This is a genomic window from Nocardia colli (assembly GCF_008704205.1).
GTDB classification, from domain to species: Bacteria; Actinomycetota; Actinomycetes; order Mycobacteriales; family Mycobacteriaceae; genus Nocardia; species Nocardia colli.
In genome coordinates this window covers 1-13,585 of record NZ_VXLC01000016.1, presented here as the reverse complement: position 1 = coordinate 13,585, position 13,585 = coordinate 1, and the positions used below count along the sequence as shown (strand labels likewise).

The window sequence follows — 13,585 nt, the reverse complement described above, 5'->3', positions numbered from 1 at the left end:
GCCGCCGATAACGAATCGGCAGACATCAGACATGATCATTAGCCACAAGTTAGCCTGTCAGCATGACCAAAATACTGGCATTCACCTCACCGGCAAAAGGACACCTGTATCCGGTCGCGCCGGTGCTGGCGGAGCTGGTATCGCGCGGCCACGACGTGACCATGCTGACGCTGCCCGGCAGCGAGCAGGAGCTGGAGCAGTTCGGCATCACCGCGCGAACGCTGCCGCCGACACTCACCCAGGACCGGCTCAACGACTGGGCGACCACCTCGCGCATCGCCACGCTGCGCGCGGCCGTCCGCTCGTCGGTCGCCCGCATCCCGGACGAGATCCAGGCCCTGCGCAGCGCGATCATCGCCGAGCGACCGGACGCGCTGCTGATCGACATCACCGCGCCGGGCGCGCAGATCCTCGCCACGGCGAGCGGGCTGCCGTGGGCGGCGTGGGCCTCGATGCTGCTGCCCATTCCGTCCCGCGACGCCCCGCCGTTCGGGCCCGGGCTGCGCCCGCGCGCGGACCTGATCGGCCGCGTCCGCGACAACTGCCTGCACTGGTTCCTCGATCGCCGGTGGAACGAGGTGCTGCCGCAGCTCAATCACATGCGCCAGTACTACGGACTCGATCAGCTGGAGAACGCCGTCGACTACCTGCGGCAACCGCCGCTGACGCTGAACTTCACCGCGCCGCCGTTCGACGATGTGCGCACCGATTGGCCGCTGACGGTGCAGCAGATCGGGCCCGGACTGTGGGCGCCGGAGGACGAGCCGCCCGCATGGCTCGACGAGATCGACCGGCCGCTGGCGGTGGTCACCTGCTCGACCGAGTTCCAGGACGACGGCCGGCTCGCGCAGACCGCGATGGACGCGCTGGCCGACAGCGGGCTGTACACGGTGGTCACCGCGGGCGCGATCGACGCCGCGACCTTCACCGTTCCGCCGAACGCGCGGGTCGAGGAGTTCCTGTCGCACCAGCTGCTGCTCGATCGGGCCGCCGTCGTCGTCTCGCACGGCGGCATGGGGATCACCCAAAAGGCTTTGGCGGCAGGCGTTCCGGTGTGCGTGGTGCCGTTCGGGCGAAGCCAGTCCGAGGTCGCGCGGCGGGTGGTCGGCAACGAGGCGGGCAGCTGGGTGCCGGCGAAGCGGCTCTCCGTGCGGGCCCTGCGCACCGGCATCGACAAGGCGATGGCCTGCCGGGCGGGTGCGGCCGCGGTGGCCGCCGGGTTCGCCGCGGCCGGCGGCACGCTGCGCGGCGCGGAGCTGCTGGAACAGCATTTCGCCGGGCACCCGGTGGGGCATGCGGCCAAGACCGGCGTCACGCCGGTGCACAGCTCGCATCCCTATCCGACCAACGAGGTCGCGCCGGAGATCACCCAGGGCGAGCCGGATCCGGTTGTGTTGCCGCCCAACGACTCTCCGCCGACCGAGGACCCCTACTGGACGACCTGGCAGCGCCGCGACCGCTGAAAAGCAGGTGCGCCGTGTGGGTTCGGCGCGATACGTTCCGGCGATGGACGATCACTTCGGCGAACGGGTAGCGGCCGAGTACGACGAGTCGTACGCGGAATTGTTCGAGCCGGACGTCGTCGGGCCGATGGTCGATCTGCTCGCGGAACTCGCGAATGGCGGCCGCGCTCTGGAATTCGGCATCGGCACCGGCCGCGTCGCCCTACCGCTGGCCCGCCGCGGCATATCCGTGCACGGCATCGATCTGTCGACGGCGATGGTCACCCGGTTGCGCGCCAAACCCGACGCCGCCGCGATCGGCACGACCATCGGCGACTTCGCCACGACCCGCGTCGACGGCACGTTCTCCGTCGCCTACCTGGTCTTCAACACCATCATGAATCTGACCACCCAGGCCGCGCAGGTCGCCTGTTTCGCCAATGCCGCAACGCATCTCGAACCCGGCGGCTGCTTCGTCATCGAGGTCGGCGTCCCCGACCTGCGCAGCCTGCCGCCCGGCCAGACCATGGTCCCGTTCCAGGACGGCCCCACCCGCTGGGCCTTCGACCGCTACGACGTCGCCACCCAGCAGATGAGCTCGAACTACATCGACGTGGCCGACGGCCGCGGCGACTACCGCTCCATCCCCTTCCGCTACGTCTGGCCCGCCGAACTGGACCTCATGGCCCAGCTAGCCGGCCTGCACCTACACAACCGCTGGTCCGACTGGACCCGCACCCCATTCACCAACGAAAGCCGCAAACACGTCTCGATCTGGTCGAAGCCCGAGGGGGGTTAGGCGCAGGCGGCGTCGAAGGGTTGTTCGGAGGGGTGGGGCGGGCGGAGAGTGGGTTGGTTGGAGTGGGACAGCCAGGAGGGCACTATGGCTACTGCCGATCAACCACGTTCGGGGTCGCAGGCCGTTGAGCGGGCGGTGCATTTGCTGAACTGCTTCGAAGGTGACGATCCGGAGCTGTCCATCAGTGAGCTCGCGCATCTAGCGGGAGTTCCGGTGAGCACGGCGCATCGGCTGGCGCAGGCGCTGGTGCGTGGGCGGTTGCTGGAGCAGGATCCGGCGACCGATCGGTATCGGGTCGGGCAGGGGCTGGCGACGTTGGCGCGGCCCGCGCTGACCAGGCTCGGCATCGACTCGGCCGCACCGCATATGTACGCGCTCGCGGCGGGAATCCGGATCACGACGAGCCTCAGCGTCGCGGATGCCCGGGACGCGGTGACGGTGTTGCAGGCGCGGCCGCCGGTGCGGTTCTGCAACCATCAGCTGCCGCGGTCGCGGCAACCGCTGGGCTCGAGCGCGTCGGGGCGGGCGCTGCTCGCCCATCTGCCCAGCGCGCCTTATCTGGCCACCGACCTGGATCTGGTGCGCCGCAAGGGTTTCGCGGTCGAGGAGTTCGACGGCGAAGACGATCCGATCCGATCGGTCGCGGTACCGGTGTTCGGCGCGGACAAGCAGGTGTGGGGCGCGCTGAGCGTGCAGGCACGGTCGGCGCGGCTGAACGAGGAGCTGATGCGGGAGATCCTGCCCGCGATGCGCCAGATCGCCGTGCGCATCGGCGGCGTCGTGCAAACCGGCTCCGCCCAGGCGATATACACGCCGTAATTAAACTCACCGCGGTTTTCACAATGTGGAATGGCCGTTGTCTGCGGCAGCGCCGGGCAACACCATAGAAGGCCACGGGCACCGAATCCGGCGCCCGCCACAGTTCACGGAAGTCTCGAAGAGTTGATACCTACCGCGCTGATTCGCCGCCGCGCGATCGACCTGATGCGGGTGCCGCACGGGATCTGTCGCCACTGACGCCGTTCCCGGCATTCACCCACTCCGGCATTCCTGTTCGCCGCGATATCTCTCTTCTGTTGTTGCCGTGCCGTTTTCGTTTCCGCACGCGCTTTTATTCGAAGGACTTCCACCATGCCCACCTCCACTCCCCCACGGCGCGCCCTCCGCGCGGTCGCCGCGGCCCTCACCCTGCTCACCAGCGTCTCCGTGCTCGCAGGCTGCGGCAAGTCCGAGCCGGGCAGCACCGCCGACGGCAAGACCGTGCTGCGCTATCAGGGCGCCACCGGTCAGGTCTCGCCCTATGAATTGGCCGAGGATCTCGGTTATTTCAGCAAGATCTCCCTGCGCTGGGAAGGTGATACCACCAGCGGCCCGGCCAATATTCAAGCCGCAGCGACGAATCAGGTGGAATTCGGCAGCGCGTTCAACGGCGCGGTGGTGAAACTGATCGCGGGCGGGGCGAAGGTCACCGCGGTGCTCAGTTCCTATGGCTCCGACGAACAGTCGTTCACCGGCTACTTCGTCCGCGACGATTCCGGCATCAATTCCGCTCGCGATCTCATCGGCAAGAAGGTCGGCGTCAATACCCTCGGCGCGCACCACGAGTTCATCACCCGGGAGTGGCTGCACCAGCAGGGCCTGTCCGACAAGGAGATCAAGCAGGTCGAGCTGACGGTGGTGCCGCCGGCGAACACCGAGGACGCGTTGCGCAAGGGGCAGATCGAGGTCGGCACGCTGGGCAGCGTCTTCCGTGAGACCGCGGTCGAGCGCGGCGGCATCCACCCGCTGTTCACCGACAAGGGCCTGTTCGGCACCTTCGACTACGGCACCTACGTCTTCCGTAACGACTTCATCGCCAAGAACCCGGACGCGGTCAAGGATTTCGTGCAGGGCACCGCCCGCGCGACCCGGTGGCTGCAAGTGACTCCGCGCGAGGAGGTGCAAGCGCGCTTCACCTCGATCATCGAGAAGCGCGGGCGCAACGAGAACACCGGGCTGATCAAGTACTGGAAGAGCTCCGGAATCCCGGTGCCGGGCGCGGTGATCGACCAGAAGGAGCTGCAGATCTGGATCGACTGGCTGGTCCGCAACGGTGAGCTGAAGGAAGGCCAGCTGAAGGCCACCGATCTGTTCACCAACAAGGACAACCCGTACGCCAACGGCACATACACCCCGCAGAGCGGTCCGACCGGCGAGGCGGTGGCCGCGAAATGAGCGCCAAACTTTCGCTGACCGGGGTGCACAAGCAGTTCGCCATCCGCGGGTCGAACGAGAAATTCACTGCCATTCAAGACGTTTCGCTGGACCTGCGCGACGGTGAGTTCCTCGTGCTGGTCGGACCCAGCGGCTCCGGCAAGTCGACGTTGCTCGATCTGCTCGGCGGCCTGAGCAAGCCGACCTCCGGCGAGATCCTGCTGGACGGAAAGCCGATCACCGGGCCCGGTCTCGACCGCGGCATCGTGTTCCAGCAGTACGCGCTGCTGCCGTGGCGCACGGCGCGCGGCAATATCGAATTCGGCTTGGAAGCCAAGGGATTACGCCGCAAGGAGCGGCGCGCGATCGCCGAGCACTACCTGGAGCTGGTGGGGCTGACCGGATTCGGCGATCGCTACCCGCACGAGCTGTCCGGCGGGATGAAGCAGCGCGTCGCCATCGCGCGCAGCCTCGCCTTCGATCCGGAGGTGCTGCTGATGGACGAGCCGTTCGCGGCGCTGGACGCGCAGACCCGGGAGTCGTTGCAGGACGAACTGTTACGCATCTGGCGGGCGACCGGCAAGACGGTGCTGTTCATCACCCACGGCATCGATGAGGCGGTGTACCTCGGGCAGCGGGTCGCGGTGCTGACCTCGCGGCCCGGGCGGATCAAGGCGGTCGTCGACGTCGAGATCGACCGGGAGGCGGGCGGCGACATCCGGTCCTCCGAACGGTTCCGGGACTACCGGCACGAGATCTGGACGCTGCTGCAGAGCGAAGTCCAGCGCGCGGCGTCGCTGGAGCGAGAGTCGCTGTCGGACAACCCGACCGAAGCACATGTCGAGAGGCTGACCCATGTCTAGTGCAGTGGACTTCACCGAGCGGACCATCGCGGTGAGCGTGGCCGCACCCGAGCGCCCCGCCGTCGAGCGCCCCACCGCGGGGCGGTCGTTCGACGCCGGATCACGGGCGGTGCGGGTGATCGGCCGCCTCGCCTGGCGGGTGTTCAAGCCGACGATCGTGATCGGGCTGTTCCTGCTGCTGTGGCAGCTCGCCCCGGCCCTCGGCCTGGTGGACGAGGTGTTCCTGCCCCCGTTCTCGGTGGTCGCGCAGGCCTTCGTCGACCTGCTGGTGAGCGGCGAGTTGTGGACCCACATCTCGGCCAGTCTGAGCCGCTCGCTGGCCGGCTACGCGATCGCGCTGGCCGTGGCCATTCCGCTCGGCATCTCGATCGCCTGGTACAAGCCGGTGGCGGACTTCCTCAACCCGATCCTGGAGCTGTTCCGCAACACCGCGGCGCTGGCCCTGCTGCCGGTCTTCATCCTGATTCTCGGCATCGGTGAGACCTCGAAGGTCGCCCTGGTGGTGTACGCGAGCGCCTTCCCGATCCTGCTGAACACCATCACCGGCGTGCGCACCGTCGACCCGCTGCTGATCAAATCCGCTGTGTCACTGGGCCTCTCGCCGCTGCGACTGTTCCAGAAGGTGATCCTGCCCGCCGCGTTGCCGTCCATCTTCACCGGCCTGCGGATGGCCGCGGCGAGTTCCATCCTGGTGCTGCTCGCCGCCGAGATGTTCGGCGCCCGAGCGGGACTCGGCTATCTGATCACCGCGGCGCAGCAGAACTTCCAGATCCCGAACATGTACGCGGGGATCATCGCCATCTCGCTGCTCGGTCTGGCCTTCAACGGCCTGCTCGTCACCCTGGAACGCCGGTTCTCCCGCTGGCGCACCGAACCGAACGCCTGACCGTCCACTCGTAACGCAAGGAAGAACCATGTCTGGTAAACAGTTCCACCTCAATGCCTTCCTGATGGGCGTCGGGCATCACGAGGCCGCGTGGCGGCATCCGCGCACCGAGGCGCACCGCGTGCTCGACGTCCGGCACTTCCAGGAGCTGGGGCAGATCGCCGAGCGCGGCAAGCTGGATTCGGTGTTCTTCGCCGACGGCCTGGCGGTCGGCCCGCGGATCAAGCGCAACACCCTCGCGGTGTTCGAGCCGATCACGCTGCTGGCCGCGATCGCCGCCGCCACCACGCACGTCGGGCTGATCGCGACCGCGTCCACCACCTACCACGAGCCGTTCAACCTGGCCCGCAAGTTCGCCTCGCTCGACCACATCAGCGGCGGCCGCGCGGGCTGGAACATCGTCACCTCGGCCGGCGAGGACGAGGCGTTCAACTTCGGTTACGACGGCGTCCCCGAGCACGCGCGGCGCTACGAGCGGGCGCAGGAGTTCGTCGACGTGGTCAACCAGCTGTGGGACAGCTGGGAGGAAGAGGCGATCGTGCTCGACACCGAGGCGGGCATCTTCGCCGACCCGGACAAGGTGCACACCGTCGACTTCGACGGGCCGCGCTTCCGGGTCCGCGGACCGTTGAACTCGCCGCGCACCCCGCAGGGCAGGCCGCTGCTGGTGCAGGCCGGATCCTCGGAGAGCGGAAAGGAATTCGCCGCGCGGCATGCCGAGGCGGTGTTCACCGCGCAGCGGACGCTGGCTGAGGGGCAGGCGTTCTATCGCGATCTGAAGTCGCGGCTGGCGAAGTACGGTCGCTCGGCCGACGAGCTCAAGGTGCTGCCCGGGCTGGTGCCGTTCATCGCCGACACCACCGAGGAGGCGCAGGCGCTCGAGCAGGAGTTCACCGATCTGATCTCGCCCGATTACGCGCTGCGTCAGCTGTCCACCATGCTCGGCGTGGACCTCACCGAGCACGCCCTGGACGCGCCGCTGCCGCCGTTGCCGTCGGAGAACGAGATCGAAACGCACAAGAGCAGATTCACCCTGGTGAAGGAGCTGGCGGCGAACGAGAACCTGACCATCCGGCAGCTGATCGGCAAGCTCGGCGGCGGGCGCGGGCATCGGACGTTCGCGGGCACGCCGACCCAGATCGCCGACGAATTGCAGAGCTGGTTCGACAACGGCGCCGCCGACGGGTTCAACATCATGCCGCCGTATCTGCCGGGCGGACTGGCGGACTTCGTCGATCGGGTGGTGCCGATCCTGCAGGAGCGCGGGCTGTTCCGCGCCGACTACGAGGCGGACACGCTGCGTGGGCACTACGGGCTCGGGGCGGTGCCGAGCCGGCACACGCAGGAACGGGCCGAGGCGAGCGCATGACCGTGGACGTCCTCGTACTCGGCGGCGGCCCGGCAGGTACCTGGGCGGCGTTGAAGGCCGCGGCGGCAGGGGCCTCGGTTGTGCTGGCCGACAAGGGTTTTTGCGGTAGTAGTGGCGCTACGGCCGCAGCTGGAACCGGGATCTGGTACGTCCAGCCGGAGCCGGAACTGCGGGAAAAGGCGATGGCGAGCCGTGAAGCGCTGGGTGGGTATCTCGCCGATCGCGGATGGATGGCTCGGGTACTCGACGAGACCTACGCCAGGGTCAACGAACTCGCCGAGGTCGGGCGGTATCCCTTTCCGACCGATCGCGAGGGTCGCTCGCTGCGGACCGGGGTGCAGGGCCCGGAATACATGCGGCGGCAACGGCTTCGGGTGCAGCGGGCCGGGGTGTCCATCCTCGACCATGCGCCGGCGATCGAATTGCTCACCGACGCCGAGGGTTCGGTCGCGGGTGCGCGCCTGCAACGGCTGGCCACCGGTGAACTGATCGACATCACCGCTCGCGCGGTGGTGCTCGCTACCGGTGGATGCGCGTTTCTCTCGAAGACGCTGGGCTGCAACGTCAATACCGGCGACGGCGCGCTGATGGCGGTCGAGGCGGGCGCCGAACTGTCCGGGATGGAGTTCTCGAACGCGTATGCCATCGCGCCCGAGTTCACCTCGGTGACGAAGACCGCCTACTACTCCTTCGCCACCTTCTACCTGGGCAACGGTGCGGTGCTGGCGGGTGCGTCGGGCAAGAGCCGCTCCCCCATCGCCCGGGCGCTGCTGACCGAGCCGGTGTACTGCACGCTCGATCGGGCCGACGCCGAGCAACGCCGGGCGATGCGCCTGGGGCAGCCGAACTTCTTCCTCACCTTCGACCGGCTCGGCATCGACCCGTTCACCGATCGGTTCCCGATCACGCTGCTGCTCGAAGGCACCGTGCGCGGCACCGGCGGGGTTCGCGTCGCCGGTGAAGACTGCTCGACCAGCGTGCCCGGGTTGTATGTCGCGGGCGACGTCGCGACTCGGGAGCTGATCTGCGGCGGCTTCACCGGCGGCGGCAGTCACAACGCCGCGTGGGCGATGTCGTCGGGCAGTTGGGCCGGCGCGGGTGCGGCCGAATATGCCCGGCGGCAGGGTGATTCGATCGATGATCGGCAACGGTTCGGGGCGGGCGGCGTCGGTCTGCGGCCCACCGGAAAGCCGGACACCGAGCTGCTGCCCGCCGATATCGTCGCGGTGGTCCAGCGGGAGGTGCTGCCGTACGACAAGAACTATCTCCGGCACGGCGACCGGCTGCGGCCCGCGTTGGCGACGCTGGACGAGATGTGGCAGCAGGCCAGGACGAGTCTGACGCTCGCCCGGTCGGATCCGTCCAAGGTTCGCTCGGCGGCCGCGATGACCGCGCACGCGCGGTGGATGTACACGGCGGCGCTGGCCCGCACCGAGTCGCGTGGCATGGCGCGCCGGCAGGAGTTCCCCGATGCCGATCCGGCGCAACACTATCGGCTGATCACCGGCGGACTCGACGAGGTATGGACCGCGCCGGAACCGGCATTCCTCGACCGGTCGAGGCTGGTGCCCGCATGATCGAACTGGTCTCGGTCGACCGCTGCATCGAATGCGACAAGTGCGTCGAGGTCTGCCCCACCCACGTGTTCGATCGGGGCGCGGACGGAATCCCGCTGATCAGCCGGCAATCCGACTGCCAGACGTGCTTCATGTGCGAGGCGTACTGCCCCACCGACGCGCTGTTCGTTGCCGCACGCACGGAACCCCTTGCGCCGGAAGATGTTCAACGCGACGAGGCATACCTGATCGAGCACGGCCTGCTGGGCAGCTACCGCAGGTCGCTCGGCTGGGGCGGCGGCCCGCTGGGCGCGCGCTACGCGATCGGACCCGAATTGCCATGACGCCGTTGACGAAACGGCGGGTGGTCGACTTCATGCGCACGTGCCGCAGCGCGTGTCGCCGCGACGATCGAACCCGCCTACCCCACATCACTTTTCCCTAGCGAGGTCCCCATGACCACGGTGCAAGAACCATCCACGATCACCCTCCAGGTCACCCCGGTAGCCGGTTACATCGGCGCGGACATCTCCGGTGTCGATCTGCGCGAGCCGCTGACCGACGAGCAGGTCGAGCAGATCACCGCGGCGCTGCTCGAGCACAAGGTGCTGTTCTTCCGCGACCAGCACATCGGGCACGCCGAGCAGATCGCCTTCTCCCGGCGCTTCGGCGCGGTCACCCCGTCGCACCCGTACGACACCGACGCGCCGACCGAGTTCCCGGAGATCCTCGCCGTGGACAGCCGGCTGTACGAGAAGCGCTTCGGCGTCCGGAAGTTCAGCTACACGAACTTCTGGCACACCGACGTCTCGCCGCTGATCAACCCGCCCGCCGCCTCGATCCTGCGCGCCGAGATCGCGCCGGAACAGGGTGGTGACACCGGCTGGACGAACCTGGTCGCCGCCTACGAGAACCTGCCGGAATCGTTGCAGCGGTTCGTCGAGGGGCTGCGCGCCGAGCACCGGTTCGGCGGGCGCAGGCCGGTCTGGAACGAGGACAGCGACTACGCCAAGAAGGTGGCCGCCGCGCCGTTGGTCACCGAGCATCCGGTGGTCCGGGTGCATCCGGTGACCGGCGAGCGGGCGCTGTTCGTCAACCCGGGCTTCACCACCCGCATCATCGGGTTGAGCCCCAACCAGAGCGACGCGCTGCTGAAGCTGCTGTTCGACGAGGTGGCCAACCCCGCCTACACCGTCCGGTTCCGCTGGGCGAAGGGCAGCATCGCGTTCTGGGACAACCGGGTGACGGCGCATCTCGCGCCGAGCGACCTCGATCATCTCGACGTCACCCGGGTGCTGTACCGCACCACGCTGGAGGGGGACATCCCGGTCGGGGTGGACGGTGCGCCGTCCACGTCCATCGCCGGGGCGCACTTCACCGGCAACTGAGAGTAGACAGGTAGGTGCCCGGCCGGGCGACGCTCGGCCGGGCACTGCGCTGCGCCACGCCTCGATCAGCCCATCACGGGATGATTGACTAGGTTTGGGGCAAACAACGAAGGAGAGATCTGTGCGCTTCGGCATCTTCATTCCGCAGGGCTGGCGGCTCGACCTGGTCGGCGTCGACCCGGCGGACCAGTGGCGGGTGATGCGGGATCTCGCGCAACGCGCGGATGCCAACGACACCTGGGAATCCCTGTGGGTGTACGACCACTTCCACACCGTCCCGGTGCCGACCGAGGAGGCCACGCACGAGGCGTGGACCCTGATGTCCGCGTTCGCGGCGTCCACCTCGCGAATCCGGCTCGGGCAGATGTGCACCGCGATGAGCTACCGCAATCCGGCCTACCTGGCGAAGGTCGCGGCGACCGTGGACCTGATCTCCGGCGGCCGGGTCGAGATGGGCATCGGCGGCGGCTGGTACGAACACGAGTGGCGCGCTTACGGTTACGGCTTCCCCGGCGCGGGTGAGCGGCTGGCCCGCCTCGACGAGGGCGTGCAGATCTTCCGGCAGGCCTGGACCGAGGGCAAGGCCAGCCTGGACGGCAAGCACTACCAGGTCGACGGGGCCATCGTGCGGCCGCTTCCGTTGCAGGACGGCGGGATTCCACTGTGGATCGCCGGCGGCGGCGAGAAGAAGACGCTGAAGATCGCGGCGAAGTACGCCCAGTACACCAACTTCAGCGGTGCGCCGGACGAATTCGCGGCCAAGTCGGAGATCCTGCGCGCGCACTGCGCCGACGTCGGCACCGATTTCGACGCCATCGTGCGTTCCTCGAACTTCAACGTGGTCATCGCATCCACCGAAGCCGAAGTGCAGGAACGCCTTTCCGAGATCCAGGCGAAACTGGCCTCGGTGATCGGCGACGACCAGGCAACGACCTACGTCGACAACATGTTCCGCCCGTCCCTCGCCGTCGGCACCCCGGAACAGATCATCGAACGGCTCACCCCGATCCGCGAGCTCGGCCTCGGCTACGCCATCTTCAACTTCCCCGAAGCCGCCTACGACACCTCGGGCATCGAGCTGTTCGAGAAGGAAGTCGCGCCCGCGCTGGCCTGAAACGTCAGCAGGGATCGAACCGAGGAGTTCCGGTGCGCAGTTCCACGCCCCCCACACGATCCGCAGGTGGCGTCGGTCGCGCGTCCGCGGCGCTCGGCATCCTCGCGATCGCCCTGGCCGCCGCCTTCGTCCGCGCTCCGCGAACGTTGGCGGCGAACGGGCCGGGCGGGGGTTTCACCGAGGAGGGCGACCTCCGCGATGCGCTTCGGGTGGCGTTCGTCGAGTACTGGAGTGCAGGCGCACGGGACTTCCCGCCAAGCATGGCGCGGGTGGTGGACTACTGGTTTCGCTATCACATCGCCAAAGCCGCGATCGCGGCGCTCTTACTGATCGTCCTTGTCGCGCTCGGTGCTCGGCTCTGGCGAGCCTTCCTGCGCACCGACGGGCACACAGAGCTCGGGCGAGCCGTCCTCGGAGCGGCGGCCGGTTTCACCACAATGCTGGCACTGGGCTCGACAGTCTTGGTAATGGCGAATATTCAAGGCGCGGTAGCACCATTCGCCTCGCTACTACCGATGCTGACGGACGGCACTGCCGACAGCGCGCTCTCCCTCGCACTCGAACAGATCCGGCAACAACTAGCCGATTCCCCGAATGCCGGCGGCCGACTATCCCTCATCCTCGACCTGATGATCAGCGACTTCGCCCGATACCACGCAGCGATGGCGGTGATCGCCGCAACCGTCGCGCTCATCCTCCTCGCCCTGAGCGTCTTGTGCTGGAGAAGGTTCGCCGGAACCAGCCTCGCCGACCGCCGCCCCCGGCGCCTGCTCGCGTCGTTCGGCACCCTCACGGCGGTGCTGGCACTCGCCACACTCGTTGTCGCAGTAGCGAACACAGGCACCGCGGCAAATCCCGCCCCCGCCCTCGCCGCCTTCTTCGCCGGCGGCTGGTAAGCCGCACATCACCCAACCCGTCCACGTCCACTCCCCCGCCTCGCCAGGTTCCTTCTGGACACGTGATCACAAGGAACTGATGCTGTTGGCTTCTCGCGATTTACCGACACCAGTTCCTTGTGATCATCTGTCCAACCGTGAGCACGGAGGGCGGTGCGGACTCGGTCGAGGATTACGTGGGGGCGGTGGTGGAGGAGGGTGGCGTTGACGCGGATTACTCGCCAGCCCAGTGATTCCAGGGTTGCGATGCGGTCGATGTCTTTTGTGCGCTGGGTGGGGTCGGTCCAATGGTGGGCGCCGTCGTATTCGACGGCGACGCGCCATTCTTCCCAGCCCATATCGACACGGGCAACGAACCCGCCGAAACTATCGCGGATGACCAGTTGAGTTGTGGGTCTGGGTAACCCGTCGTCGGTCAGGAGGAGTCGTGTGTGCGATTCCGGCGGGGACTCGGCGCCTGCGTCGATCAGCTGGAGGATGGCCGACAGGCGTGTGACTCCACGCGTTCCGGGATGCACGCGGGCCACGTTTTCGATGTGCTGCGGATCCAGGCCGGTGGCCGCGCACAATGCGTCCAGGATCGGCACGGCTTGCGCACGAGGCAACCGCCGGCCGAGATCGAACGCGGTGCGCGCGGGCGTTGTCACGCGGAATCCATCGATCTCGCAACATTCGGCTGATTCGATGACGGTGCACACACTGCGAATCCCGCCGGGCGGCTTGCAATGTTCGGTCCGCGCGATCTCCGCCGGATAGTCCGGATCAAGCCAGCGAGTGCCATGTAAAGCTGCCGCCGAGTATCCGATCAGTACACCGGAGCCCTTCGCCCAGTGCGCCGCGGCGCGGGCGCGTCCCTCCGCGTCGAGGGTGCACCCCTTGCGCAAGTAGACATCGGGGAACACCCGCACGAAGTTGTGCTGGAGTTCCCATCGCGTGACCAGCCCCGCTGCCCTCGCCCAAGACCCAGGAAACGGTTCATCCAAGACCCCCATACCCGCACTATCCCGGAAACCACCGACATGGTTGGTCGACAGGGAACTGGTGCAGGTGGGCTCTCGGGCGGATTCACGCGGTCGATG

At 67.8% G+C, this 13,585-nt stretch carries 13 protein-coding genes; 12 read left to right on the top strand and 1 reads right to left on the bottom strand.

The window, feature by feature from the left end:
- The first annotated feature begins 62 nt into the window (after nt 1-62).
- From F3087_RS29500 to F3087_RS29445, 12 genes are all read left to right on the top strand, one after another.
- On the top strand, nt 63-1,463 hold the full coding sequence (locus F3087_RS29500; RefSeq protein WP_150405360.1) for a glycosyltransferase: 1,401 nt from the start codon (nt 63-65) through the stop codon (nt 1,461-1,463).
- Nucleotides 1,464-1,506: 43 nt separating this feature from the next.
- Nucleotides 1,507-2,241, top strand: a complete 735-nt coding sequence (locus F3087_RS29495; protein WP_150405359.1) for a class I SAM-dependent DNA methyltransferase — start codon at nt 1,507-1,509, stop codon at nt 2,239-2,241.
- An 84-nt stretch (nt 2,242-2,325) separates the two neighbouring features.
- Nucleotides 2,326-3,060 carry an IclR family transcriptional regulator gene (locus F3087_RS29490; protein ID WP_150405358.1) on the top strand — a complete coding sequence of 245 codons (735 nt, stop codon included), beginning with the start codon at nt 2,326-2,328 and terminating at the stop codon, nt 3,058-3,060.
- 312 nt (nt 3,061-3,372) lie between these two features.
- On the top strand, nt 3,373-4,455 hold the full coding sequence (locus F3087_RS29485) for an ABC transporter substrate-binding protein (protein ID WP_150405357.1): 1,083 nt from the start codon (nt 3,373-3,375) through the stop codon (nt 4,453-4,455).
- Nucleotides 4,452-5,297, top strand: a complete 846-nt coding sequence (locus F3087_RS29480) for an ABC transporter ATP-binding protein (protein WP_150405356.1) — start codon at nt 4,452-4,454, stop codon at nt 5,295-5,297. The genes F3087_RS29485 and F3087_RS29480 overlap by 4 nt, the downstream gene beginning before the upstream one ends.
- The gene (locus F3087_RS29475; protein WP_150405355.1) at nt 5,290-6,183 is read left to right on the top strand and encodes an ABC transporter permease; all 894 of its coding nucleotides are present in this window, start codon (nt 5,290-5,292) and stop codon (nt 6,181-6,183) included. The genes F3087_RS29480 and F3087_RS29475 overlap by 8 nt, the downstream gene beginning before the upstream one ends.
- A gap of 28 nt (nt 6,184-6,211) precedes the next feature.
- Complete coding sequence (locus F3087_RS29470; RefSeq protein ID WP_150405354.1) at nt 6,212-7,552, top strand: LLM class flavin-dependent oxidoreductase; 1,341 nt, start codon at nt 6,212-6,214, stop codon at nt 7,550-7,552.
- Nucleotides 7,549-9,129: an FAD-dependent oxidoreductase gene (locus F3087_RS29465; RefSeq protein WP_150405353.1), complete on the top strand. Its 1,581-nt coding sequence runs from the start codon at nt 7,549-7,551 to the stop codon at nt 9,127-9,129. Before F3087_RS29470 ends, F3087_RS29465 begins: the two co-directional genes overlap by 4 nt.
- Nucleotides 9,126-9,452 carry a 4Fe-4S dicluster domain-containing protein gene (locus tag F3087_RS29460; RefSeq protein ID WP_150405352.1) on the top strand — a complete coding sequence of 109 codons (327 nt, stop codon included), beginning with the start codon at nt 9,126-9,128 and terminating at the stop codon, nt 9,450-9,452. The genes F3087_RS29465 and F3087_RS29460 overlap by 4 nt, the downstream gene beginning before the upstream one ends.
- Before the next feature lie 111 nt (nt 9,453-9,563).
- Nucleotides 9,564-10,496: a TauD/TfdA dioxygenase family protein gene (locus F3087_RS29455; protein WP_150405351.1), complete on the top strand. Its 933-nt coding sequence runs from the start codon at nt 9,564-9,566 to the stop codon at nt 10,494-10,496.
- A 121-nt stretch (nt 10,497-10,617) separates the two neighbouring features.
- Complete coding sequence (locus tag F3087_RS29450; RefSeq protein ID WP_150405350.1) at nt 10,618-11,610, top strand: LLM class F420-dependent oxidoreductase; 993 nt, start codon at nt 10,618-10,620, stop codon at nt 11,608-11,610.
- A 32-nt stretch (nt 11,611-11,642) separates the two neighbouring features.
- On the top strand, nt 11,643-12,506 hold the full coding sequence (locus F3087_RS29445; RefSeq protein WP_223885443.1) for a hypothetical protein: 864 nt from the start codon (nt 11,643-11,645) through the stop codon (nt 12,504-12,506).
- 8 nt (nt 12,507-12,514) lie between these two features.
- Here the strand turns inward: F3087_RS29445 and F3087_RS29440 are convergent.
- Nucleotides 12,515-13,585: type IV toxin-antitoxin system AbiEi family antitoxin (locus F3087_RS29440; protein ID WP_317983939.1), on the bottom strand; the 1,071-nt coding region annotated here is incomplete at its 5' end.